Annotated in this window: 25 protein-coding genes and 1 tRNA gene; 10 read left to right on the forward strand and 16 right to left on the reverse strand. The window is 71.3% G+C overall.

Annotated features, from left to right (window positions below):
- The first annotated feature begins 13 nt into the window (after positions 1 to 13).
- A complete protein-coding gene (locus ACSJDX_RS13785) occupies positions 14 to 823 on the forward strand; it encodes a ParA family protein (RefSeq protein WP_438353214.1) in 810 nt (269 codons plus the stop codon).
- Positions 824 to 974: 151 nt separating this feature from the next.
- Here the strand turns inward: ACSJDX_RS13785 and ACSJDX_RS13790 are convergent, their stop codons facing one another.
- The 3 genes from ACSJDX_RS13790 to ACSJDX_RS13800 all read right to left on the reverse strand — a co-directional run bounded on the left by ACSJDX_RS13790 (position 975) and on the right by ACSJDX_RS13800 (position 2794).
- Positions 975 to 1520, reverse strand: a complete 546-nt coding sequence (locus tag ACSJDX_RS13790) for a MerR family transcriptional regulator (RefSeq protein ID WP_438353215.1) — start codon at positions 1518 to 1520, stop codon at positions 975 to 977.
- 93 nt (positions 1521 to 1613) lie between these two features.
- Positions 1614 to 2297: a transcriptional regulator FtsR gene (gene ftsR, locus ACSJDX_RS13795; RefSeq protein ID WP_438353216.1), complete on the reverse strand. Its 684-nt coding sequence runs from the start codon at positions 2295 to 2297 to the stop codon at positions 1614 to 1616.
- A complete protein-coding gene (locus ACSJDX_RS13800; protein WP_438353217.1) occupies positions 2297 to 2794 on the reverse strand; it encodes an FHA domain-containing protein in 498 nt (165 codons plus the stop codon). Before ACSJDX_RS13800 ends, ftsR begins: the two co-directional genes overlap by 1 nt.
- Before the next feature lie 174 nt (positions 2795 to 2968).
- Here ACSJDX_RS13800 and ACSJDX_RS13805 point away from each other — a divergent pair, with 174 nt between their 5' ends.
- The gene (locus tag ACSJDX_RS13805) at positions 2969 to 3661 is read left to right on the forward strand and encodes a copper resistance CopC family protein (protein ID WP_438353218.1); all 693 of its coding nucleotides are present in this window, start codon (positions 2969 to 2971) and stop codon (positions 3659 to 3661) included.
- Between the two features lie 9 nt (positions 3662 to 3670).
- A complete protein-coding gene (gene lpdA / locus ACSJDX_RS13810; protein ID WP_438353219.1) occupies positions 3671 to 5071 on the forward strand; it encodes a dihydrolipoyl dehydrogenase in 1401 nt (466 codons plus the stop codon).
- Between the two features lie 78 nt (positions 5072 to 5149).
- On the opposite strand, the gene ACSJDX_RS13815 is transcribed toward lpdA, so the two are convergent.
- The 3 genes from ACSJDX_RS13815 to ACSJDX_RS13825 are packed head-to-tail and all read right to left on the reverse strand — an operon-like array spanning position 5150 to position 8570.
- Positions 5150 to 5788 carry a CYTH domain-containing protein gene (locus ACSJDX_RS13815; protein WP_438353220.1) on the reverse strand — a complete coding sequence of 213 codons (639 nt, stop codon included), beginning with the start codon at positions 5786 to 5788 and terminating at the stop codon, positions 5150 to 5152.
- Positions 5785 to 6012 (reverse strand): response regulator, encoded by a 228-nt coding sequence (locus tag ACSJDX_RS13820; protein ID WP_438353221.1) that lies wholly within the window; start codon positions 6010 to 6012, stop codon positions 5785 to 5787. Before ACSJDX_RS13820 ends, ACSJDX_RS13815 begins: the two co-directional genes overlap by 4 nt.
- 35 nt (positions 6013 to 6047) lie before the next feature.
- Positions 6048 to 8570, reverse strand: coding sequence for a glycogen/starch/alpha-glucan phosphorylase (locus ACSJDX_RS13825; RefSeq protein WP_438353222.1), 2523 nt, complete (start codon positions 8568 to 8570; stop codon positions 6048 to 6050).
- 125 nt (positions 8571 to 8695) lie between these two features.
- Between ACSJDX_RS13825 and ACSJDX_RS13830 the strand changes: the two genes are divergently transcribed.
- A complete protein-coding gene (locus ACSJDX_RS13830) occupies positions 8696 to 9427 on the forward strand; it encodes a glutamine amidotransferase (protein ID WP_438353223.1) in 732 nt (243 codons plus the stop codon).
- 68 nt (positions 9428 to 9495) lie between these two features.
- Here ACSJDX_RS13830 and ACSJDX_RS13835 read toward each other — a convergent pair whose 3' ends face one another.
- The 3 genes from ACSJDX_RS13835 to ACSJDX_RS13845 all read right to left on the reverse strand — a co-directional run bounded on the left by ACSJDX_RS13835 (position 9496) and on the right by ACSJDX_RS13845 (position 11539).
- The gene (locus tag ACSJDX_RS13835; protein WP_438353224.1) at positions 9496 to 10023 is read right to left on the reverse strand and encodes a prepilin peptidase; all 528 of its coding nucleotides are present in this window, start codon (positions 10021 to 10023) and stop codon (positions 9496 to 9498) included.
- 127 nt (positions 10024 to 10150) lie between these two features.
- Positions 10151 to 11176 carry a YihY/virulence factor BrkB family protein gene (locus ACSJDX_RS13840; RefSeq protein ID WP_438353225.1) on the reverse strand — a complete coding sequence of 342 codons (1026 nt, stop codon included), beginning with the start codon at positions 11174 to 11176 and terminating at the stop codon, positions 10151 to 10153.
- A 66-nt stretch (positions 11177 to 11242) separates the two neighbouring features.
- Entirely contained in the window at positions 11243 to 11539 is a 297-nt protein-coding gene (locus tag ACSJDX_RS13845; protein WP_438353226.1) for a DUF1905 domain-containing protein, read from the reverse strand.
- 161 nt (positions 11540 to 11700) lie between these two features.
- Here ACSJDX_RS13845 and ACSJDX_RS13850 point away from each other — a divergent pair, with 161 nt between their 5' ends.
- Positions 11701 to 12885, forward strand: a complete 1185-nt coding sequence (locus ACSJDX_RS13850) for a serine hydrolase domain-containing protein (RefSeq protein WP_438353227.1) — start codon at positions 11701 to 11703, stop codon at positions 12883 to 12885.
- Here ACSJDX_RS13850 and ACSJDX_RS13855 read toward each other — a convergent pair.
- The gene (locus ACSJDX_RS13855) at positions 12858 to 13361 is read right to left on the reverse strand and encodes a DUF2809 domain-containing protein (protein WP_438353228.1); all 504 of its coding nucleotides are present in this window, start codon (positions 13359 to 13361) and stop codon (positions 12858 to 12860) included. The two genes, ACSJDX_RS13850 and ACSJDX_RS13855, sit on opposite strands and share 28 nt — an antisense overlap.
- A gap of 140 nt (positions 13362 to 13501) precedes the next feature.
- Between ACSJDX_RS13855 and ACSJDX_RS13860 the strand changes: the two genes are divergently transcribed.
- The gene (locus tag ACSJDX_RS13860) at positions 13502 to 14524 is read left to right on the forward strand and encodes an NADPH:quinone reductase (RefSeq protein ID WP_438353229.1); all 1023 of its coding nucleotides are present in this window, start codon (positions 13502 to 13504) and stop codon (positions 14522 to 14524) included.
- Positions 14525 to 14602: 78 nt separating this feature from the next.
- On the opposite strand, the gene ACSJDX_RS13865 is transcribed toward ACSJDX_RS13860, so the two are convergent.
- Positions 14603 to 15418 (reverse strand): shikimate 5-dehydrogenase, encoded by an 816-nt coding sequence (locus ACSJDX_RS13865; protein WP_438353230.1) that lies wholly within the window; start codon positions 15416 to 15418, stop codon positions 14603 to 14605.
- A gap of 121 nt (positions 15419 to 15539) precedes the next feature.
- On the opposite strand from ACSJDX_RS13865, the gene ACSJDX_RS13870 reads away from it, so the two are divergent.
- Complete coding sequence (locus tag ACSJDX_RS13870) at positions 15540 to 15959, forward strand: arsenate reductase ArsC (RefSeq protein ID WP_438353231.1); 420 nt, start codon at positions 15540 to 15542, stop codon at positions 15957 to 15959.
- Between the two features lie 47 nt (positions 15960 to 16006).
- On the opposite strand, the gene ACSJDX_RS13875 is transcribed toward ACSJDX_RS13870, so the two are convergent.
- Positions 16007 to 16080, reverse strand: a tRNA-Pro gene (locus ACSJDX_RS13875).
- 115 nt (positions 16081 to 16195) lie between these two features.
- Between ACSJDX_RS13875 and ACSJDX_RS13880 the strand changes: the two genes are divergently transcribed.
- Positions 16196 to 16780 (forward strand): GNAT family N-acetyltransferase, encoded by a 585-nt coding sequence (locus tag ACSJDX_RS13880; RefSeq protein WP_438353232.1) that lies wholly within the window; start codon positions 16196 to 16198, stop codon positions 16778 to 16780.
- Between the two features lie 6 nt (positions 16781 to 16786).
- Here ACSJDX_RS13880 and ACSJDX_RS13885 read toward each other — a convergent pair whose 3' ends face one another.
- Positions 16787 to 18169, reverse strand: coding sequence for a DUF222 domain-containing protein (locus ACSJDX_RS13885; protein WP_438353233.1), 1383 nt, complete (start codon positions 18167 to 18169; stop codon positions 16787 to 16789).
- Positions 18170 to 18674: 505 nt separating this feature from the next.
- Here ACSJDX_RS13885 and ACSJDX_RS13890 point away from each other — a divergent pair.
- A complete protein-coding gene (locus ACSJDX_RS13890) occupies positions 18675 to 19403 on the forward strand; it encodes a lysoplasmalogenase family protein (protein WP_438353234.1) in 729 nt (242 codons plus the stop codon).
- Complete coding sequence (locus tag ACSJDX_RS13895) at positions 19400 to 19774, forward strand: RNA-binding S4 domain-containing protein (protein ID WP_438353235.1); 375 nt, start codon at positions 19400 to 19402, stop codon at positions 19772 to 19774. Before ACSJDX_RS13890 ends, ACSJDX_RS13895 begins: the two co-directional genes overlap by 4 nt.
- Before the next feature lie 9 nt (positions 19775 to 19783).
- Here ACSJDX_RS13895 and ACSJDX_RS13900 read toward each other — a convergent pair whose 3' ends face one another.
- The 3 genes from ACSJDX_RS13900 to cmk all read right to left on the reverse strand — a co-directional run bounded on the left by ACSJDX_RS13900 (position 19784) and on the right by cmk (position 22979).
- A complete protein-coding gene (locus ACSJDX_RS13900; RefSeq protein WP_438353236.1) occupies positions 19784 to 20686 on the reverse strand; it encodes an NUDIX domain-containing protein in 903 nt (300 codons plus the stop codon).
- 66 nt (positions 20687 to 20752) lie between these two features.
- Positions 20753 to 22276, reverse strand: coding sequence for a ribosome biogenesis GTPase Der (der, locus tag ACSJDX_RS13905; RefSeq protein ID WP_438353237.1), 1524 nt, complete (start codon positions 22274 to 22276; stop codon positions 20753 to 20755).
- On the reverse strand, positions 22266 to 22979 hold the full coding sequence (gene cmk / locus ACSJDX_RS13910; protein WP_438353238.1) for a (d)CMP kinase: 714 nt from the start codon (positions 22977 to 22979) through the stop codon (positions 22266 to 22268). The genes der and cmk overlap by 11 nt, the downstream gene beginning before the upstream one ends.
- Positions 22980 to 22981: the final 2 nt, after the last annotated feature.

The following is a 22981-nucleotide window of genomic DNA, read 5'->3' on the forward strand; positions in this document are numbered from 1 at the left end:
AACGTAGAGCCTCGTGCACGTACTTTCCGTCAGCTCGCTCAAGGGCGGGGTCGGCAAGACGACCGTGACCCTGGGCCTCGCCTCCGCTGCTTTCGCGCGCGGCGTCCGGACTCTCGTGGTCGATCTCGACCCCCAGTCCGATGTCTCGACGGGCATGGACATCCAGGTCGCCGGTCGCCTCAACGTCGCCGACGTCCTCGCCAATCCCAAGGAGAAGGTGGTCCGCCAGGCCATCACCTCGAGCGGGTGGGCGAAGGTGCACCCCGGCACGATCGACGTGATGATCGGCAGCCCGTCGGCGATCAACTTCGACGGTCCGCACCCGAGCGTGCGCGACGTGTGGAAGCTCGAGGAGGCCCTCGCCACGATCGAGGCCGACTACGACCTCGTGCTGATCGACTGCGCGCCGTCGCTGAACGCCCTCACGCGCACCGCGTGGGCGGCGAGCGACCGCGTCATCGTCGTCACCGAGCCCGGTCTGTTCTCCGTCGCCGCCGCAGACCGCGCGCTGCGCGCGATCGAGGAGATCCGCCGCGGCCTCTCCCCCCGTCTCCAGCCGCTCGGCATCGTCGTCAACCGCGTGCGTCCGCAGTCGATCGAGCACCAGTTCCGCATCAAGGAGCTGCGCGACATGTTCGGCCCGCTCGTGCTGGCCCCGCAGCTGCCCGAGCGCACGTCGCTGCAGCAGGCGCAGGGTGCGGCCAAGCCGCTGCACATCTGGCCCGGCGACTCCGCGCAGGAGCTGGCCGCCGACTTCGACGCGCTCCTGGACCGCGTCATGCGCACCGGTCGCGTGCCGGTCCCCGGCGAGGCCCGCGCGTAGCACTCACGACTCGAGCGAACGGGATGCCGCAGCATCCCGTTCGCTGTCTCCGCGGTGCCCGACGTGGCCGGGTGCCGACAGGAACCGCTGCTGAGCGGCGCACGTCACAGACGCAGAGCGGGCCAGGTCTCCCGACTCCGCGGAACGCCGGTCAGGCGGAGCGGACGGCGCGACGGGCGGCGAGCTCGTCGACGGCCTCGGGCGCCTGCGCATCGAAGTCGACGAGCGTCGACTCCACCTCGCGGAGCACCTTGCCCACGGCGATGCCGAACACGCCCTGTCCGCGCGAGACGAGGTCGATGACCTCGTCGTTCGAGGTGCACAGGTACACGGAGGCACCGTCGCTCATGAGCGTCGTTCCGGCGAGGTCGCGGATGCCCGCGGCACGCAGCTGGTCGACGGCGACGCGGATCTGCTGCAGCGAGATGCCCGTGTCGAGGAGTCGCTTGACGAGCTTCAGCACGAGGATGTCGCGGAAGCCGTAGAGACGCTGCGAACCCGATCCGCTCGCCCCGCGCACGGTCGGCTCGACCAGCTCGGTGCGCGCCCAGTAGTCGAGCTGACGATAGGTGATGCCGGCGGCGCGGGCCGCCTGCGCACCGCGGTAGCCGACTTCGTCGTCCATCGCGGGCAGACCATCGGTGAAGAGGAGGTCGGCGGCGAACTTCTGCTCGCCGGCCGCTTCGGGAGCGGTCATGCGCATCCTCCTGATCGGTTCGGGTAGTCCCACGCTAGATGAGCGGGGGCGGCCGGACAACGACATCCGGCCTTCGGGCTTCGGCGTGTCGCGCTAGGAGAGGAGCCGGTCCAGCGCCGTGCGCACGTAGATCGCGCGCACCTCGTCGAGACGCTTGGCCAGTTCCGGAGCGACATCGCTGGCCCGCGCGCGGGACGGGGCATCCGTCCGCCGCAGCAGCGCCGACAGCGCCGACTCGATGAGGGCGACCTCGCGCTCGGCGCTCTGACGCAGCGGGCGGATGTGTCGCGGCTCGATGCCGTGGCGGTCGAGCGCCACGAGGGCGCGCAGCAGCGCGACCGACTGCTCGGTGTAGGCGTCGGCGCCCAGGACGCCGGTGCTGATGGCGTCGTTGAGCAGCTGGGGCGACGCGCCCGCGGCCGCGAGCAGCTCGTCGCGTCGATAGCGGCGTGGGGCCGGGACGATCGACGGGACGGATGCCTGGGGTGCGGGATCGCGGCCGGCATCGACGTCGGCGAGGTAGTCGCGGATCACCGGAAGAGGCAGATAGTGGTCGCGCTGGAGGGTGAGCGCCAGGCGCAGGCGCTCCAGGTCGGCGGGGCTGAACTTGCGGTAGCCCGATTCGGTGCGGGTCGGCGAGACGATGCCCTGCACTTCGAGGAAACGCAGCTTGCTGGCCGACAGGGCTGGGAACTCGGGGGTCAGCCGCGCGAGCACCTGCCCGATGCTGAGAAGGCCCGCGGACGACGAGTGTCCACGGGCGGAGGCGCCCGGCATCATCCTTCCGCGGACGGCGGGAGGTCTGCGGGCGAGACGAAGAAGTTCAGACGGAACTTGCCGATGCGCACCTCGGCGCCGTTGACCAGGGTCGCGCGGTCGACGCGCTCCCCGTTGACGTAGGTGCCGTTGAGTGAGCGCTGGTCGACGATCTCGAAGCTCGACGCGTCGCGGGTGATCTCGGCGTGACGGCGCGACACGGTCACGTCGTCGAAGAAGATGTCGGCCTCGGGATGCCGCCCGACGGTCGTCACATCGGTGTCGAGCAGGTAGCGCGCACCGGCGGTCGGACCCGAGCGCACCAGCAGGAGCGCAGACCGGGACGGAAGGGCGCCGATCGCCTCGACCTCGGCCTCGCTGAGGTCGCTGCCGAAGGGGACGAACGACAGGTCGGAGTCGTGTCCGAACGTCTGCGTCGTGTCGGTCGAGCCGTCGGAAGAGCCCGCGTCGGCACCACGCCGGATCTCGTCCGGAGCGGGTTGGCGATTGTCCTCCACGGTGATCTCCCTTCGCTTTCCAGACTAGCCGATCGAGCCCGCGCCGATGACGGCCTCGGCCCGGCCCCACGCCAGCCTGTCGGATACCCGAACCTACTGACTGCACCGGGGCCCTGTCGACCCCGCCTCCCGCGATCGCCCCCGGCCGCCGGGCGCCGCCGATAGCCTGAGCGGATGCCGCACCGCACACGAGTCCTCCCCCGCCTCGGCGCCGCGCTGGCCGCCGCCGGTCTCCTGCTCCTCGGCTCGGTGGTGGTCGCCGCCCCGGCGAGCGCGCACGATGCGCTCGTCTCCACCGATCCCGCCGCCGGAACGACGATCGCGGGGCTGCCCACGCAGCTGACTCTGACCTTCAGCGGCGACCTGCTGACCGATCCGGGAGCGACGCAGGTGCAGGTGACGGATGCCTCGGGCGCCTCCGTCGTCGCCGGCGCCCCGGTCGTGTCGGGCACGACGGTGACGCAGCCGCTGACGCCCGTCCTCGGCTCACCGGGCGGCACGGTCACCGTGCTGTGGCGCGTGGTGTCCAGCGACGGCCATCCCATCTCGGACCAGTTCGCGTTCACCGTGGCCGCGGCGCCGACCGCACCGGTCGAACCCCCTCCCACCCCGACGCCCACGGTCACCTCTGCGACCACCCCCGCCGCGACGCCGGCGCACTCCGAATCGGCGACGCCCGCGCCCGTGCCGTCGTCCGAGGCATCCGCCACACCCTGGATCATCCTCTCCGTCGTCCTGGTCGCGGCCGGCGGTGCCGTCCTGTATCTGCTCGTCTCCCGCGCGCGCCGCGGTGCCGCCGGGACGACGCCGGCGGACGGTGCCCCGGACGACTCGGCGACCGGTTCCGGGCCCCCGCCCGGACGATAGGCTGGAGGCATGCCTCATTACGACGTCGTCATCCTCGGCGCCGGCCCCGGCGGTTACGTCGCGGCCGTCCGCAGCGCCCAGCTCGGTCTTTCCGTCGCGATCATCGAAGAGAAGTACTGGGGCGGTGTGTGCCTGAACGTCGGGTGCATCCCCTCCAAGGCTCTGCTGCGCAACGCCGACCTCGCCCACGTCTTCCACGACCAGGCCGAGCTGTTCGGCATCTCCGGTGACGTGACGTTCGACTTCGGCGTCGCGTGGGACCGCAGCCGCAAGGTGTCCGAGACGCACGTCAAGGGCATCCACTTCCTCATGAAGAAGAACAAGGTCACCGAGTACGAAGGGCGTGGCACGTTCACCGGCCCGAACGCCCTCACGGTGGCGAAGGCCGACGGATCGAGCGAAGAGGTCACGTTCGACAACGCGATCATCTCCACCGGGTCACGGGTGCGGCTGCTGCCGGGTGTGCAGCTCAGCCAGAACGTCGTGACGTACGAAGAGCAGATCATGACCCGCGAACTCCCGGAGTCGATCGTCATCGTCGGCGCCGGCGCCATCGGCATGGAGTTCGGGTTCATCCTGAACAACTACGGCGTCAAGGTCACGATCATCGAGTTCCTCGATCGAGCCCTCCCCAACGAGGACGCCGATGTGTCCAAGGAGATTGCCCGCCAGTACAAGAAGTACGGCGTCGACATCCTCACCTCCACCAAGGTCGAGACGGTCACCGATCACGGCGACCGCGTCACGGTCACCTACACGCCCAACGCGGGCGGAGAGACGCAGTCGATCGACGCCGACAAGGTGCTCATGTCGATCGGCTTCGCCCCGAACGTGGAGGGCTTCGGCCTCGAGACCACCGGCGTGAAGCTCACGGAGCGCGGTGCGATCGACATCGACGAGTACATGCGCACCAACGTGCCGCACATCTTCGCGATCGGCGATGTCACCGCCAAGCTCCAGCTCGCCCACGTCGCGGAGGCGCAGGGCGTCGTGGCGGCCGAGACGATCGGCAAGGCCGAGACGATGACGCTCGGCGACTACCGCATGATGCCGCGGGCGACGTTCTGCTCCCCGCAGGTGGCCTCGTTCGGTCTCACCGAGCAGCAGGCGCGCGACGCCGGCTACGACGTCAAGGTCGCGAAGTTCCCGTTCTCGGCGAACGGCAAGGCCAACGGCCTCGGCGAGCCCATCGGCTTCGTCAAGCTCATCGCCGACGGCGAGCACCTGGAGCTCCTCGGCGGGCACCTCATCGGCCCCGACGTCTCCGAGCTCCTGCCCGAGCTCACGCTCGCGCAGAAGTGGGACCTCACCGCGCTCGAGGGCGCCCGCAACGTGCACACCCACCCGACGCTGTCGGAGGCCGTGCAGGAGGCCTTCCACGGTCTCGCGGGTCACATGATCAACATGTGACGTCCCCGCTCACGTCGAACGCCCCGACCCTCTCCGGAGGACCGGGGCGTTTCGTCTTCCCCGCCGCCGCGAGGAGGGTCAGCGTCCGAGGGCGCGGGCGAGCTTGGAGGCGGATGCCGCGGGCCGGGCGCCGGCGGCGAGGGCGAGCTCCCCGACCGCCGTGAAGAACGCCTCGCGTGCGGCCGGGTCGACAGGGCCGGCCGGTCCGAGCTCGATCTCCCATTCGCGCCACGTCCGCACGTCACCGGCGCGCAGGTCGGTGCCGCGCACGTGGTCGTCGACCACCTCGGCCACAAGCGCGCCGGCGTGGTCGCGCAGGGAGTGCACGACGCGGTCGTTCTCGATCCGCGCGAGCGGGGTCAGGGGGTCTCCCGTCACCGCCGCGACCTCGGCGCGCACCGCGTCGGGGATGGTCTCGTCGTCACCGAGCGGCCAGCCCAGCTCGACACGGCCGCCGTCCACGAGCGGTCCCTTCACGTGCCAGCCTTCGTCAGGACCACCGGTGCGGCGGCGCAGCGCATAGCCCGCCCGCGCGAGTGCGACGTCCGCGGTGTCGTAATAGCGGGCGTCGAGGGTGCGGTGCTCGGCGGGATCGACCGTCGTGACGCCGGGAAGAGGCATCCACTCCGGGAAGGGCGTGTCGTGGTCGACGTCGAACTTGCGCTCGACCTCGACCGAACGCGACGGCTCGCCGGCCGACGCGCCTCCCGCGGTCACTCGTCGCGGCCGTCGGGATCCGGGTCGATGTCGTCCTCGGCCTCGACGAACCAGAACTGCGCCTCGGTGGGTCCGTCGCTCTCGCCGGTGTTGTCGAGGTCGCCGCGGCGCTCGTACACCACCTGGGTCTCGCTGTAGGGGACGATCAGCGAGTCGAGCTCCGGGCTCTCCAGCGGGATGACCTGTCCGTCGAGGGGTCCACCGTGCAGTCGTGCGATAGCCATTCCCTCAGCGTAGACCGTGGCGCCTGCGACGATCGTCAGTACGACGGCGGCGTGTGCCAGATGCGGTCGATGTAGTCGCGCATCGACCGATCGGACGAGAAGTAGCCGGTGCGCGCGACGTTGAGGATCGCCGAGCGCACCCAGGCGTCCTGGTCGGCGTACGCCGCGTCGACCGTGTGCTGCGCCTCGATGTACGACGCGTAGTCGGCGAGCACCATGAAGCGGTCGTCGTACAGCAGGTTCGACACGACCGGCTCGAACACCGTGCGGTCGCCGCCGGAGAACGCGCCCGAGGCGATCAGATCGATCGCGCGTCGCAGCTGTTCGTCCTGCTGGTAGACCTCGCTGGGACGGTAGCCCTTGGCCCACAGCGCCTCGACCTCGGGCTCGGTCATGCCGAACAGGAAGAAGTCGTCGTCGCCGACGAGCTGGCGGATCTCGACGTTCGCGCCGTCGTCCGTGCCGATCGTGAGCGCGCCGTTGAGGGCGAACTTCATGTTGCCGGTGCCGGACGCCTCCTTGCCGGCGAGCGAGATCTGCTCGGACAGGTCGGCGGCGGGGATGACGCTCTCGGCGAGGGTGACGTTGTAGTTCGGCGGGAACAGTACCTTCAGCCGGCCCTCGACGCGCGGGTCGTCGTTGACGACCGACCCGACGGAGTTGATGAGGTGGATGATGCGCTTGGCCATGGCGTAGCCGGGGGCGGCTTTCGCGCCGAAGACGAAGGTGCGCGGCTGGACCGCGGATGCCTCGACCCGCCCCGACACGATCCCCTCGTACGTCGTGACGATGTGCAGCACCTTCAGCATCTGCCGCTTGTACTCGTGCAGGCGCTTGACCATCACGTCGAGCATGTGGTCCTCCGAGACGGTGAACCCGTCGCGCTCGCGCAGCACCTCCCCCAGCCGACGCTTGTTGGCGGCCTTGACCTCGGCGAACCGGGCGCGGAACTCCGGGTCCTCGGCGAAGGTCTCCAGGCCCCGCAGCCGCTCCAGGTCGACCGTCCAGCCGGCGCCCAGCGCCTCGGTGATGAGATCGGCCAGGCGCGGGTTCGCGAGGCGGATGAAGCGGCGCGGCGTGACGCCGTTGGTGACGTTGGTGAACTTGCCCGGGTAGAACTCGTCGAAGTCGGGCAGCACCTTGTCGCGCAGCAGCTGCGAGTGCAGCTCCGCGACGCCGTTGACCTTGGCGCCGGCGACCGTGGCGAGGTAGGCCATGCGCACGGAGCGCTCGGGGAAGTCCGAAACGATCGACATGTTGCGGATGCGCATCTCGTCGTCGCCGAACCGCTCCCGCACCGCGAGGAGGAACTCGTCGTTGATGCGGTAGATGATCTCCAGGTGCCGCGGCAGCAGCCGTCCGAGCAGATCGACCGACCAGACCTCAAGCGCCTCGGGCAGGAGGGTGTGGCAGGTGTACGCGAAGCACTGCTGCGTGATCGCCCACGCGGCATCCCAGTCCATGCCCTTCTCGTCGACGAGCACGCGCATGAACTCCGGCACCGCGATCACCGGGTGGGTGTCGTTGAGCTGGAAGATGATGCGATCGGGCAGCTTCGCGAGGTCGTAGTCGTCGGCCAGCACGTGGGCGAAGAAGTCCTGGATGGACGCCGCGACGAAGAAGTACTGCTGCTGCAGGCGGAGCTCCTTGCCCTGCGGCGTGGAGTCCTCGGGGTAGAGCACCTTGGAGATGTTCTCGGCGAACGTCTGCGCGCGCACCGCCTCGGCGTAGTCGCCGGCGTTGAAGATGCGCAGGTCGAACGCGTTCGTGGCCACCGCGCGCCACAGCCGCAGGGTGTTCACACGGCCGTTGTGATAGCCGGGGACCATGTAGTTGTAGGGGACGGCCTTCACATTCCACGCCGGGACCCAGCGCGAGCGGGTGACGCCGTCGTCGTCGTAGGTCTCGGTGTGCCCGCCGAAGCAGATGGTCTGCGCGGCCTCGGGGTGGGGGAACTCCCACGGCGAGCCGAGGGTGAGCCACGCGTCGGGCTGCTCGATCTGGTGGCCGTCGACGAACGTCTGGCGGAAGATGCCGTACTCGTAGCGGATGCCGTACCCGATGCTGGCCACGCTCATGGTCGCGAGCGAGTCGATGAAGCAGGCGGCCAGGCGGCCGAGGCCCCCGTTGCCGAGGCCGGGCTCGACCTCCTGCTGACGGAGGTCGTCGATGTCGATGCCGCAGGCGGCGAGCGCCTCGGTGGCCACCTCGGTGAGCCGGCTGGCGAGGAGGTTGTTGTCGAGCTGACGGCCCAGGAGGTACTCCGCGGACAGATACGCGACGCCCTTGTCCTGGCGCTCGGTCTGACGCCGCTGGTCTTCGAGCCAGCGCGCCATCAGGTAGTCGCGCACCGTGAGCGCGAGCGCGAGGTAGCGGTCGTTGGCGCTGGAGGTCGACAGCGCGACCCCCTGGGTGAAGTTCAGGTTGTGCAGGAACTCCCGCACGAACCCGTCGACCGAGGTCGGCGGCGCGCCGACCGGGGCGAGCGCGAGCGGATGGTTCGGCGCGAGTACGTCAGCGGCGGCGGTCGATCCGGGGGCGATTTCTTCGTGAGGCACCCTACGAAACTACCGACCCGGATGGGTGCGTGCAGTCCAACGGCCCGGATCCCAGGGAGAGTTCACGTACTCGTGACCGGCCCGTAGCACGGAAGGCCCGTTCGACGACGGCTATCGTGAGTGCCGTGAAGCCCTTCGTCCTCCTCGCCACGAGGGCCGAGGACGGTCCCGCCGACGAGGAGTACGAGCTCTTCCTGCGCGCGACGGGTCTCGCACCCGCCGAACTGGTGCGCATCCGCCTCGAGGCATCGCCGATGCCGCGATTCGACTTCGACGAGGTCTCGGGCATCTTCGTCGGCGGCGGGCCGTTCAACGCGTCGGATCCTCCCGAGCGGAAGTCGCCGGTGCAGCGCCGTGTCGAGGCGGAGTTCGACGTGCTGCTGGACCGTGTCGTGCGGCGCGACGTGCCGTTCTTCGGCGCCTGCTACGGGGTGGGGACCCTCGGCGCGCATCAGGGCGCCGTGATCGACCGCACGTATGCCGAGCCCATCAGCGTCGTGCCGGTCACGCTGAGCGACGCCGGCGTCTACGATCCGATCCTGCGGGGGATGCCTCGCGAGTTCGCGGCGTTCGTCGGGCACAAGGAGGCGATCACCACCCTCCCCCCGCACGCCGTGCTGCTCGCCTCGTCGCCGACGTGCCCCGTGCAGATGTTCCGGGTGGGCCGCAACGTCTACGCGACGCAGTTCCACCCCGAGCTGGACGTGGCGGGCATCACCACGCGCATCCACGCCTACGCCGACTACGGCTACTTCGCCGCGCACGAGCTCGACACGACGCTGAAGGCGGTGCGGCGCGCGCCGGTCGAGCACACGAGTCGGATGCTGCGCACGTTCACCGAGCGCTTCGCCCGCTGAGGTCTTCGCCGCGCGCGGAGGGCGCGCGCTCCTCGGCCGATCTCGCCGACTGCCGGGCCTACCCGTCGCTACGCGGGAACGGCGCGGCCCGCGTCGATCGCGAGGGCGCCGAGGATCCCGATCCAGGCACCGGCCAGCATCCACGGCCCGAAGGGGACCTGCGTGCGGCGTCCGCCACGCCGCAGGACCAGGAGCGCGGCGGCGTACAGGCCGCCCAGCAAGAAGGCCGCGAACACGCCGAGCAGGACGGCGGTCCAGCCGATCCACCCGAGGAACAGACCGAGCACCCCGGCGAGCTTGACGTCGCCTCCGCCCATTCCCGAGCGGCTGAGCACCCGTAGGAGGAGGAAGAACGCGAACAGCGCGATCGCACCGACGACGGCGACCATGAACGCCTGCACGTCACCGGACAGGAGCGCGGCGAGCCCGAGGAGCACCACGCCGACGGCGTACCCGGGCAGCACGATGCGATCGGGCAGTCGGTGGGTGCGGACGTCGATCACCGCCAGCGCGACACCGGCGACCGCGAGCCACGCATAGGCGAGGAGCACCGGAATCAGTGCCGGCGTCAGCGCGAGCTCCGGTCCGGACGACATCGCCCCAGTCTGCCGCGCGGGGCGAGCCCAGCCCCGAGCCCTGTGGACAACACGACACCGCGGGCCGTCAGGCGGGCGCTGCGGTGCCTGCCGCCGCGTCCGCGCCGCGCCGCCTCACGGACCGGTCTCAGGCCTTCGCGCGCTCGGCCTCCTCGGCGTCGCGCGCGTGCGCGAGCTCCTCGGTCGCGATGCGCACGGACTCCTCGGCGCGACGCACGCGTCGCTGGGCGAACGTGGCGGCGCCGTGCCGCTCGCGCACCCGGTCGGCCTCTTCGGCGACGCCGGTGACGATATAGGCCGAGGCGATGAGGATGACCTGTGCGCTGAGGTTGAACCACAGCAGCAAGGCGATGAGGGCGGCGAACGTCGCCAGCAGGGGGTTTGAGGTCGCACCGCCCACGAAGAGCCCCGACAGCTGCTGCAGCACGGTGAGGCCGATCGCGCCCAGCAGCGCACCGCTCCACAGCGCGCGCGGCGAGGGCCTCAGTCCCGAGAGCACGCGGAAGACGGCCGCGAGCGCGACCGCATCGAGGGCGAACACGGCGATCACTGCGACGGCTTGCGCGCCGAGCGTCGCGATCGGCGCGTCGGCGGGCAGTCCCAGCCAGCCGGCGAGAATCCCGACGCCCGCGGTGCCGAGGAAGGTGACCACGGCCGACAGCGCCAGCGCCCCGCCGAACCCGATCGCGATGCCGAGGTTGCGCAGCAGCACCCATAGGAAGAAGACGTCGTCGTGCACTTTGTCGGCGATCGCGCGGATCGCCGTCCGCAGCGATCCGATCGCGCCGATCGAGGCCCCGACGAGACCGACGATCGCGATCACCGCCGCCACGAACTGCCCGGGAAGCGCCTCGATCGACGTGATGTCGATGAGCCCGCCCGGTCCGACGAGCCCGGGGATCACGCGGTCGACCGCCGCCGCCAACGCCTGCAGCGCGTCCGGGTTGCCGCCCAGCCACTGGACGGCGATCGAGAAGCCGAGCAGCACCGCGGCGAACACGCTGAACAGCGCGCGGTAGGTGATGCTGTCGGCGAGCATGGGTCCGCGGTGCTCGCTGTAGAGCAGGAAGGCGCGTACGGGTTTGCGGGCGAGCGCCCACGCGATCAGTCGCGGGACGGGCCCCGCGTGCGCGGCGGCGGATTCCTCGGCCATGCGCCCCAGGCTAACCGGACGGATGCCGCGGGCCGGGGTGCTTGACAGCGGCACCGCGATGCGCGATCAGCCGTCCAGCACCTGCAGCTCCACCGAGACGGATCCGCCGTCGGCGAGGTGCTCGGCGTCGCGCACCGCCCGCTTCAGGGGCAGCACGTAGCGTCCGTCGGCTCCTGGAAAGACCGACGTGCGCCACGCGCTCGCGCCGACGCGGGCGTGTACGCGGACGGAGCCGAACCCGCGCGTCGGGCGCGGGATCCCGCGGATGAGCTCGCTCAGCTCGAGCGGCAGCGCCGTGAAGTACCAGTCGGAATCGGTGCGCGCGTCCCAGCGGAAGACGACCCCGTCGAACTCGGCGTTCATGCCCCCAGGCTAATCACGTGCCGGGACGCCTGCGCGGATCCGAGGCTCGCGCAGACGTCCCGGCGCGTGTGCGCGGATCGCAGCCCGTCCACGCGAGCACCCGCGCGGTAGATCCGAGGGCCCGTGCCCGCGATGCGTGTGCGCGATCGTAGGCTCGGACGATGCAGCACACGACGCACGAGCTCGACCGCTCCGTCGACGACGCCGTCGCCGCAGGAGTGCCGCTGGTGATCGCCGGGATCACCGACCCGACCGAAACCACCTACCTGCACGCGGCGGGCGTGCGCGGCGCGGTCACCGACGAGGCGGCGGAGACTGCGGCATCCGACACCGTCCTGTCGCTGTACTCGGCGTCGAAGGTCTTCACCGCGACGGCGGCCCTGCAGTGCGTGGAGGAGGGACTGATCGACCTCGACGCGCCGGCGCGGGAGTACCTGCCCGAGATCGGCGACCTCGAGGTGCTGGACGTCCTCGGCGACGACGGAACGGTGCGCACACGGCCGCCGGCACGCGACATCACGGCGCGGATGCTGCTGCTGCACACGTCGGGGCTGGCCTACGACCTGTTCGATCTGCGGTACGCGAAGCTCGCCCGGGAGCGGCTGCGGCATCCGTCGTCCACTCCCCTGCACGACATGCTGCGGACGCCGCTGCTGCACGACCCCGGCGAGCGCTGGACGTACGGCACGTCGATCGACTGGCTCGGGCGGGTCGTCGCAGCCGTCCGGGGGCGGCGGCTCGACGCGGTGCTGCAGGAGCGGATCTGCGCACCGTGCGGGATGACCTCGACGTCGTTCGACATGTCGCCCGCGATGCGTTCCCGGCTCGCCACGGTGCACCGGCGGACGCGGGACGGGACGGTGGCGCCGGCTTCGGCGGCGGTCCCCGACTCCCCCGAACTCGATATGGGCGGCCAGGGCGTGTTCTCCACGGTGCCGGACCTGCTGGCGCTGCTGCGGGTATGGCTCGGCGACGGCACCGCCCCCGGCGGACGGGTGCTGCGTGCCGACACGATCGCGTGGGCGGTGCGCGGGGTGCCGGGACTCGCCGTGACCCCGCTGCCGTCGGCGATCCCGTCGCTCACCCGTGACGCCGAGTTCTTTCCCGGCCGGCGCACGTCGTGGGCGTACTCGTTCCTCGTCGCCGAGGAGGATCTGCCGTCCGGACGCCGGGCGGGGACGCTCTCCTGGGCGGGGCTGGCGAACGTGCATTACTGGGTCGATCGCGCCTCGGGGATCGCGGGGGTGTGGGCGGCGCAGCTGCTGCCGTTCTTCGACCCGGCGTGCGCGGCCGGCGTGGAGCGGTTCGAACGCGTCGCCTACGGGCGGCCGCCCGAGGTGGACTGACGGCGGTGTCCGGCGCCGAGCGCGATCAGGACCGCGGTGTCGAGGGCGGTTGCCACCAGTGCCGCGAGCACGTAGACCACGAGGTCGCGCGCGTCGAACGCGGTGCCGAGCACGAGCGCCATAGGCGGAAACGCGGCGGCGAGGGCCGAGGGGATGCCGGTGGCCTGGAACAATTCGACGGCCACCGACCACGCCGCGGCGGTAATGCCCGCCGCGATCGGTCGGCACGCCGTGACGAGCACGAGGCCGGCGTACACCGCGGCGGTGTAGAGCGCGTCGCCGGCGACGTCGGCGCCCGTCGAGCCGGGAAGCACGCGATGCACGACGAGGCCCGCGGCGACCACCGCGGCGAGGGCGATGGCGGCAGCGATGCGACGGAGCCGGACCGGCTGAACGGCGACGAACGAGCGGATGCCGGGCGTCGGGGTGGGCTCGCTCGGACCGGGAGGTCCCGGGGATACGGGCGGGTGCGGCATCCGTCCATCATCCGCGATCGTTCCCGATCGGGTGCCCGGATGGGGTGGCGGTTCGGGTGGCGGTTCGGGTGGCGGTTCGGGTGACCGGGTCGGGTGACCGGGTCGGAATGGGTGACGGACGGGTCTGGTTGGCTAGCGGTATGAAGGCGATCGTCTACTCCGCACCCGGTGATTCCTCCGTCCTGTCGCTCGTCGAGCGCGATCCCGCAGCGCCGGGCGCCGGCGAGGTGCGGGTGCGGGTAGCGGTGTCCGGGGTGAATCCGACGGACTGGAAGGCCCGATCGGGCGGCACCCGGCGTGATGCCTTCGTCGAGGTCGTGCCGAACCAGGACGGCGCGGGCATCGTCGACGCCGTCGGCGACGGAGTCACCGGCCTCGCCGTGGGCGACCGGGTGTGGGTCCACCTCGCGCAGCACGGCCGTCCGACCGGGACCGCGCAGGAGTACACGGTGGTTCCTGCGGCGCGCGCAGTGCCGCTTCCGGAGGGCGTCGACTTCGCGACGGCGGCGAGTCTGGGCGTGCCGGCGGTCACAGCCCACCGTGCGCTCACCGTGCACGAGGACGGTCCGGCGCGCCTGTTCCCCGGCGCGCTCGAAGGACGCACGGTGCTCGTGCAGGGCGGCGCAGGCGCGGTGGGGCACGCGGCGATCCAGCTCGCGCGGTGGGCGGGCGCGACGGTGATCGCCACCGTCAGCTCCGACGCGAAAGCGGCGCTCGCGCAGGCGGCCGGCGCCCACCACGTCGTCGACTACCGCCGCGAGGACGTCCTCGCGCGCGTGAGCGAGATCGCGCCGACGGGTGTCGACCACATCGTCGAGGTGTCGATCGCGGTGAACGCCGCCCTCGATGCCGAGGTGGCCGCGAACCACGCGGTGATCGCCTACTTCGCCGATGACGGCGGCGAGACCTTCGCGATGCCGGTGCGTCCGAGCTTCGCCAAGAACGTCCGCATCCAGGGTGTGCTGCTCTACACCGTGGGTGAGGACGCGCTCGACGTCGCCGTCGCCGACATCACGGCGGCCCTCGGCGACGGCGCCCTTCCCGTGGGCGAGGAAGCCGGGTTGCCGCTCACGTGGTTCGATCTCGAGGAGACCGCCGCGGCGCACGACGCCGTCGAGGGGGCCACCGTCGGCAAGGTGCTCATCCGCGTCGCGGACCTCTGAGCCGCCGCCGCACCGGAGCCGCCCGGGGCTCGGATCGTCAGGGTGCGTCGCCGATCAGCCGCCTCGGAAGCGTGCGTGTCACTCCTCGCGTGAGAACGCCGAGGCTCGGGCGACCTGCTCCGCCGTGATCGCGACGCCGGTGTAGCGCTCGAACTGGCGCGCGGCCTGCAGCGCGATCACCTCGGCCCCGGTGACGAGCTTCTTCCCGGCGCGGCGGCCGGCCGCGATGAGGGGCGTCTCGGCGGGGAAGGCGACGACGTCGAACACCACGTCGGCCGCGGCGACCGCGTCGTCGGAGAACGCCTGCGCCGCGGCATCCGTCCCTCGCATGCCCAGGGGGGTGACGTTGACGATGATGGCGGCGCCGGGAGCGGGATCGTCGGCGATCCATCCGTAGCCGTAGGAGTCGGCCAGAGCACGACCGGCGGTCTCGTTGCGGGCGAGCACCGTGAGGTCGTCGAAGCCGGCACCGCGGAAGGCGGCGACGACCGCCTTCGCCATACCGCCCGAGCCGCGAACGAGCACGCTCGACGCGCGGTCGAGGGCGTGCTCGTCGAGGAGCTGCGCGATCGCCTCGTAGTCGGTGTTGGAGGCCGTGAGTCGCCCGGCGTCGTTCACGATGGTGTTGACCGATCCGATCGCGGAGGCGGAGGGCTCGATCTCGTCGACGAGCGGGATGACGGCCTCTTTGAACGGCATGGAGACGGAGCAGCCCCGGATGCCGAGGGCCCGCACGCCGCCGATCGCGGCCTCGATGTCGTCGGTGCTGAACGCCTTGTAGATGAAGTTCAGCCCCAGCTCGTCGTAGAGGTAGTTGTGGAACCGCGTGCCGAGGTTGGACGGACGGGCCGCCAGCGAGATGCACAGCGTCATGTCCTTGTTGAGGATGGGCATGATGACATTCTGCCTCGCGGGAGTCGAAGGGGCGGGGCTTGGAGCGGCCCACGCGGGGCGGAGGACGGGGACGTGGTGCGGGGGCGGACGAGACGCGGCGGTAGGCGAGGATGGAGGCACCATGTCGCACACCTCGCTCGATCCCTCCCCCACGCCGACTGTGCTGTTCGTCTGCGTCCACAACGCGGGTCGCTCGCAGATGGCCGCGGGGTACCTGCGCTCGATCGCGGGCGACCGCGTCGAGGTGCTGAGCGCGGGCAGCGAGCCCGCCGATCGGATCAACCCCGTCGCGATCGAGGCGATGCGCGAAGAGGGCATCGAGATCGCCGGTCAGGAGCCGCGCATCCTCGCCGTCGACGACGTCCGCGCGTCGGACGTCGTGATCACCATGGGCTGCGGCGACGCCTGCCCGATCTTCCCGGGGAAGCGTTACGAGGACTGGCAGCTGGACGATCCGGCGGGCCTCGATCTCGAGGCCGTGCGGCCGATCCGCGACGAGATCAAGCGCCGCGTCGAGGCGCTCGTGCGCAACCTCGTCTGAGCACGACGAAGCCCCGGAGACTCCGTGGAGGCTCCGGGGCTGTTCCGTCGGGATGACAGGATTTGAACCTGCGACCCCTTGACCCCCAGTCAAGTGCGCTACCAAGCTGCGCCACATCCCGATGTTCTGTTGTCGCCACCCGCGTGCGGGCAACTCGACTATCTTAGCCGGTCGCCCGAGCGGCCGCGAACGCGGCGGGGCTCCTGCGCGTCGGCCGGGCGCAGTAGCGTCGGGTCATGGCAGACATCGTCATCTCCCCCGCGACCGCCGACCGCTTCGACGACGCCGAGCACGCCCTCTCCGGCGGCGGTGACGGCGCGGGATGCCAATGCCAGTGGTGGTCGATCACCAACGCGGAGTTCAACTCGACCAGCCGCGATGAACGGCAAGCCCTGTTGCTCGAGGAGATGGCGCAGGAGGTGCCGCCTGCTCTCATCGCCTACGTCGACGGTGAGGCAGCGGGATGGGTGAAGGTGGGCCCCCGGCCGACACAGCGACGCCTTCCCCGCACCCGCATGATCACGCAGAGCACGACGGAGCCGATCGACGACGACACGGTCTGGGCCGTGACCTGCTTCGTCGTCCGTCGAGAGCATCGCGGCACCGGATTGAACGCGCGACTGCTCGATGCCGCGGTGGCGTTCGCCCATGATCACGGCGCACGCGCCATCGAGGCGTATCCCGTCGATACGGGGGTAGGCACGCACCCCGCCAACGAGCTGTACCACGGCGTCCTCACCGTCTTCGAGAACGCGGGATTCGTCGAGACCGCTCGCCCCAAGCCGGACCGGCCGATCGTGCTGCTCGATCTGTCGGCCTGAGCACACTCAGAACGGAGCGGGCGGCGAGTTCTGCGGCGTGAACTCCGGCATCCTGCGTTCCGGTCCGCTGACGTAACGGCGCCCGAGAGGCGACACCCACACCAAGGCTCCTCCGCCGCCCCGATCCTGACTGACCGACCATCCGCCGTGGTGTTTCACGAGATGGTGGCCTTTGCAGATCGGCGCGAGGTTCGCCGTCGAGGTGACCCCGCCGTGCTCCCACGCGACGGTGTGGTCGAGTTCGCAGCGTGCCGCCGGGACCCCGCATCCCGGGGCCATGCACCGATCGGATCTCCACCGTACGAGCCTGCGCAGCGACTCCGGCGGCCGATACAGGTCACGGCCGACGGAGAGCACCATGCCGGTCTCGGGGTGGGTCAGCACCCGCATCCAGTCCTTCGCTCCGCCGCACAGCTCGCGGGCCCGGCCGAGCGGGATCGGGCCCACACCCTCGACCTCGGCCATCCCCGCCGCGCGTACCGTGGCCGCACCGGCGCCTGCACGGCTGTCACCCTCGTCGACTTCGCCGCCGCCGCCGTCACCCTCGCCGACGCCGCCCACGCCGAGCAGCGACAGCGCCGGCACCGTGACGACGACCGTCGCGCGGATGCCTCGGGCATCGGCAGGATGCGCCGCCACCTCCCCGTCGACGAGCAGGTCGCCGATGACATCGGCCCGCGCCTGGTCGAGCGTGCGATCGTCCCCATCTCGGGCGATCAGAATCTTCGCCGCGCGCGTGGCACGGTCGAACGACGCCCGCGCCTCGACGGCCGGCATGAGGGTCATGAGCCACGCCAGCCCGTCATCGGCCGGCTCGAGCACCACGCGCCGGCGCGAGAGCGCCTCCTCGTGCCTCCGGTCGAGCGTGACCGCGCGCAGCCGATCGACCAGCACACGCACCGCACGCCGGAACTGCCCGACCGGCTGAGACTCGGCCAGCGCGAGCCCCTTCTCGAGCACGATGTCGCGCAGCGCGGACTCTTCGGGCGGGAACCCGTCGAGCGCCTCGGCCAGCAGATCCGCATGCCGCTCGGTGATGCGCGCGCCCGCCAGGGCCTCGAGCACCCGCGGGTACCGACGCACAAGGGCATCGGCCTGCGACAGCAGACGGTCGGCCGCGTACTCGCTGATGCGCAGACCGGCGGCCAGCTCGAGACGGATGCCGCGCTCGACCACGTCGGTGAGCTCGCGGCCGTGACGGGCGGCGTCGGCGAGCGCCTCGCGATGCAGGGCATCGACGCGGACGAGACGATCGGCGGCGAAGACCGCCATCATGTCGGCGACCTCGCACACCAGCTCAAGCGGATCGGGCGACCCCCACAACGATGGATCGACGTCGTCGAGCACGGCGTCGACCATGTCGCCCTCGTCGATCGTGCCATCGTCCATGTCACAGAGTTTAGAACATAGCTACGACATCGAGTCGAGTGCCGAGCACTCACCCCGATCGGCGCGCGGGCGACCCCGGCACGCGCGAGGGGGCACCCCGATCAGCGCCAGGCGACCCTCGGCAACCGTGAGCGTGACTGGTCACCCCGATCAGCGCGGCAGCGACCTTGCACGCGCGCCAGCGACCCCGGCACGAGTACGGTTCGCTCGTCGATCGGAGCCATCCGCTCCGAACCGACCCCAACTCGAGCACGCGCGGCGCGTGCGACGCTTCGCGCACGTGCACCGTCAATCGGCTGCTCAGCGCGTATCGACTCGTACCGCCGATATCGTTCGACGGACGAGAGCGTTCGACGGACGGGCGCGTTCGACGGACGGGCGCGAGCACACCGAGAGCGAAGCGACCTCGGCGATCGACCCCGGCGATCGACCTCGGCGATCGACCTCGCCCGACCGCCGGCCGAGGGTCCGCGACGGTGCCACCGCATCGACCTACGATGGGGCGATGACCTCGCCGTCCGTCGCGCGCCGTGGCGCGGCATCCGCTCCTCCCTCCCGCTGGTGGTGGGGGTTCGTGCCGTTCGCCGCGATCTCGGCGGTGCACGTCGGCGCCCTCGCCCTCGGCGCGTCCGCCGTCGCCGATCCGACGAAGCTCCTGCTCATGCCCTCCCTCGCCGTGGCGGTGCTGTGGGAAGGACGCGGCTCGACATGGGGCACGCCCTACCGCCTGCTGTTCGTCGCGATCGCGCTGTCGTGGCTCGGCGACGGCGCGGCGACGTTCTTCCCGTTCGCCCCGGAGCTTCCGACGATGCTGCTGTGCTTCGGGCTCGCGCACGTCTGCTACATCGTGCTGTTCGTCCGATCCGCGGCTCACGCACCCTACCCGCGCTGGGCGGCGGTCTACGCGCTGTGGTGGATCGTCCTGCTCGCCGTGCTCCTGCCCGCGCTCCTCGACCGGCCCGGAGGATTCGGCTGGGTGCTCGCACTCGGCGCGTACGGACTGCTCCTCGGCGGCACCGCGGCCGCGGCGAGCCGCTGCGGTCCCGTGATCGCCGTCGGCGCGGCGTTCTTCCTCGCGTCGGACTCCATCCTCGCCTTCCGTCTCTTCACCCCCGACGCCATGCCCGCCTGGACGAGCCCGCTCGTCATGCTCACCTACTGCCTCGGCCAGGGGCTCATCGCGGCCGGCATCGTCCTGACGCCGCGCGTCTCCCGCCAGGAGCAGACGGCATGACGGATGCCTCGGCACGCGTCGACGCATGGCTGTGGGCGGTGCGCATCTATAAGACGCGCTCGGCCGCGACGGCCGCATGCCGGGCCGGGCATGTACGCGTGAACGGAGAGCGGGCCAAGGCCGCTCAGCCCGTCCGACCCGGGGACGAGCTGCGCGTGCGGATCGCCGGGTTCGACCGTCTGCTCACTGTGCGGCAGCCGATCAGCAAGCGCGTCGGCGCCGCGCTGGTGGCCGCGGCGATGGATGACACCACCCCGCCCCCGCCGGCGAAGGAGGACATGCCGTTCGTCCCAGTCCGGGATCGCGGCGCGGGTCGCCCCACCAAACGAGAGCGCCGGGACATCGACCGCCTGCGAGGCCGGGAGGACTGACCGGCCGGATCAGTCGAGCTGGTCGAGCAGCCAGCGCACGCCGTGCACGGCGACTCCGGCATCCACCACCCGGTCGGCGAGGCCGCGGTCGCTCGAGACGACCGTCACCGCGCGTCCGCGCCCGGCGAGGTTCCACACCGTCTCGACGATCGTGTCGTCGCCGGATCCGGGCGCGTCGACCACCCGCACGCGCTCGTCGGTGGAGACGGCGCCGCGCGCTCGCCCCTCCACCACGGCGACCATCTCGGGGAACCAGGTGTTCTCGGGCAGACCGAGGGCCGCGGCATCCGTCCCCCGCGCCGCGTGCACCGCGAGCCGCTCGAGCAGGCGCTGCGCCGCACCGGCGCGATCCCGCCACCATCCGTCGGGCACCGACCCCACGACGTTGGCCACGTCGACCACGATCACCGGGCGCACGGACAGGAGCGGTCGCAGTCGGACCCACGAGTCCGCGAAGCCCGGATGCAGCGGAAGCTCGTCGACCTCCGCGATCGGCACCCACGCGAGCGCATGGCTCTCGGGGTCGCTGATCACGGGTTCGAAGGGCTCGGCCACGTCGGCCACGAGCGTCGTGTAGGACCATATGCCGAGGTCGAGCACGCTCTCCAGCCGCGGGCGCAGGACGTTCGCGGGAACCCCCGCCTCCTCGGTCGCCTCGCGCGCCGCCGCATCGCGCGCCGACTCGCCCTCGTGTCGCGCGCCGCCCGGCAGCGCCCAGGTGTCGCCGAAGTGACTCCACGTCACCCGATGCTGCAGCAGCACGCCGCGGTCGGCATCGAGAGCGAGCAGTCCGGCCGCGCCGAAGCGCCCCCAGTACCGCTCCCCCGTATCGGCGACCACCCACGCGTCGCCCGGGTCGCGGGGTCCGGAGGGACGCCGCGGCTCACCGGGGGCGGGGGGCTCGATCGTCACCCGACCAGCCTGTCACACGCTCCCCCGCAGGGACGCCGCCGCGTCACAGCGCGGCATCCAGGCGTCTCAGCGCTGTCGCTTCTCGCGCACGCGCATGTTGATCACGATCGGCGTGCCCTCGAAGCCGTACAGCTCGCGGAGGCGGCGCTGCACGAACCGGCGGTAGCCCGGATCGAGGAACCCCGTGGTGAACAGCACGAAGGTCGGCGGACGGGTGGAGGCCTGCGTGCCGAACAGGATGCGCGGCTGCTTGCCGCCGCGCAGGGGGTGCGGATGCTCGGCCACGAGCTCCGAGAGGAAGGCGTTGAACTTGCCGGTGGGGATGCGCTGATCCCACGATTCCAGCGCCGTCTCGAGCGCCGGCACGAGCTTCTCGAGGTGCCGGCCGGTGCGCGCGGAGATGTTGACGCGCGGCGCCCACGCCACGTGCGCGAGGTCCTGCTCGATCTCGCGCTCGAGGTAGCGGCGACGCTCGGCGTTCTCGAACTCGGGGGTGTTCAGCACGTCCCACTTGTTGTACGCGAGCACCAGGGCGCGGCCCGACTCGAGCACCATGTCGATGATGCGCACGTCCTGCTCCGAGATCGGCTGCGAGACGTCGAGCACCACGACGGCCACCTCGGCCTTCTCCAGCGCGGCCGACGTGCGCAGCGACGCGTAGAAGTCGGCACCCTGCTGCAGGTGCACGCGACGACGGATGCCGGCGGTGTCGACGAAGCGCCACATCCGACCGCCGAGCTCGACGATCTCGTCGACCGGGTCGCGGGTCGTGCCGGCCAGCTCGTTGACGACGACGCGCTCCTCGCCGGCGGCCTTGTTCAGCAGCGACGACTTGCCCACGTTCGGCCGACCGAGGATCGCGACACGACGCGGTCCGCCGATCTCCTGCTTGGCCACCGCCGAGATCGACGGGAGCACCTTCATGATCTCGTCGAGGAGGTCGGCGACGCCGCGGCCGTGGATGGCGGAGACCGGATGCGGCTCGCCCAGTCCGAGGTTCCACAGCGCGGCCGCCTCGGGCTCCTGCCGCGCGTCGTCGATCTTGTTCGCCACGAGGAACACCGGCTTGCCGCTGCGGCGCAGGAGCTTCACGACGGCCTCGTCGGTGGAGGTCGCGCCGACCATCGCGTCGACGACGAACAGCACGACATCGCACAGGTCGATGGCGATCTCGGCCTGCGCGGCGACGGACTGATCGATGCCGCGTGCGTCGGGCTCCCAGCCGCCGGTGTCCACCAGCGAGAACCGCCGGTCCATCCACTCGGCCTTGTAGGTGACGCGGTCGCGGGTCACGCCGGGGGTGTCCTCGACGACGGCCTCGCGGCGGCCGAGGATGCGGTTCACCAGGGCGGACTTGCCGACGTTCGGTCGCCCGACGATCGCCACGACGGGGAGCGCGGGAGAGTAGAAGACGTCGCCCTCGGTGTAGCCCCCGTCTTCCAGCAGCTCGGCGTCGTCCTCGTCGAGCTCGTAGTCGGAGAGCGACGCACGCAGCGTCGCAGCGCGCGCGTCGGCGAGCTCCTCATCGAGGTTGGCCAGCTTCTCGGCGAGCTGGTCGGGCCCGCCTTCGTATTCGTCTTCAGCGCCCATCGTGGGCTCCTGTCTGTGCGGAAGGAAGAGGGGTGTGCAGCGCGCCGGTCACGACGCCGAGGACGGCGTCGACGGTCTGCGCGAAGTCGAGGTCGGTGGAATCCACCACGGTCACGCCGGGAGCGGCGGTGAGGAAGTCGACCACGGTCGAATCCGCCGCATCACGACGGTGGAGGGCCGCCGCGACGGCGTCGGCATCCTGCGCGGTCAACTCGGCGCTGCGGCGCGCGGCGCGCACGCCGGGCTCAGCGGTGAGAAGGATGCGCACGGGCGCGTCCGGCGCGACGACCGTGGTGATGTCGCGTCCCTCGACCACGACTCCGGCGCGGGCGGACTCCGCCACGAGCGCGCGGAACAGCGCGTTCACCCGGAGCCGTACGGCACCCACGCGCGCGACGCCGCTGACGGCGGCCGTCACGCGCGGCTCGCGGATCGCGTCGGTCACGTCGGTCGCGGCGATGCGCACCCAGTAGTCGTCGGGATCGAGCGAGATGGCATAGTCGACGTCGTCGACGAGGGCCAGGACGGACGCCTCGTCGTCGGTGTCGGCACCGCGCTCGAGGGCGAGCCAGGCCAGGGCCCGGTAGGCGGCGCCGGTGTCGAGGTACCCGTAGTCGAGACGGCGCGCCGCCTCTTTCGAGACGCTCGACTTGCCGCTGCCGGCCGGCCCGTCGATGGCGACCAGCACGGGCGGGGCCGTCACCG

Origin of the sequence: Microbacterium fluminis (assembly GCF_051549805.1) — a bacterium.
Taxonomy (GTDB): Bacteria; Actinomycetota; Actinomycetes; order Actinomycetales; family Microbacteriaceae; genus Microbacterium.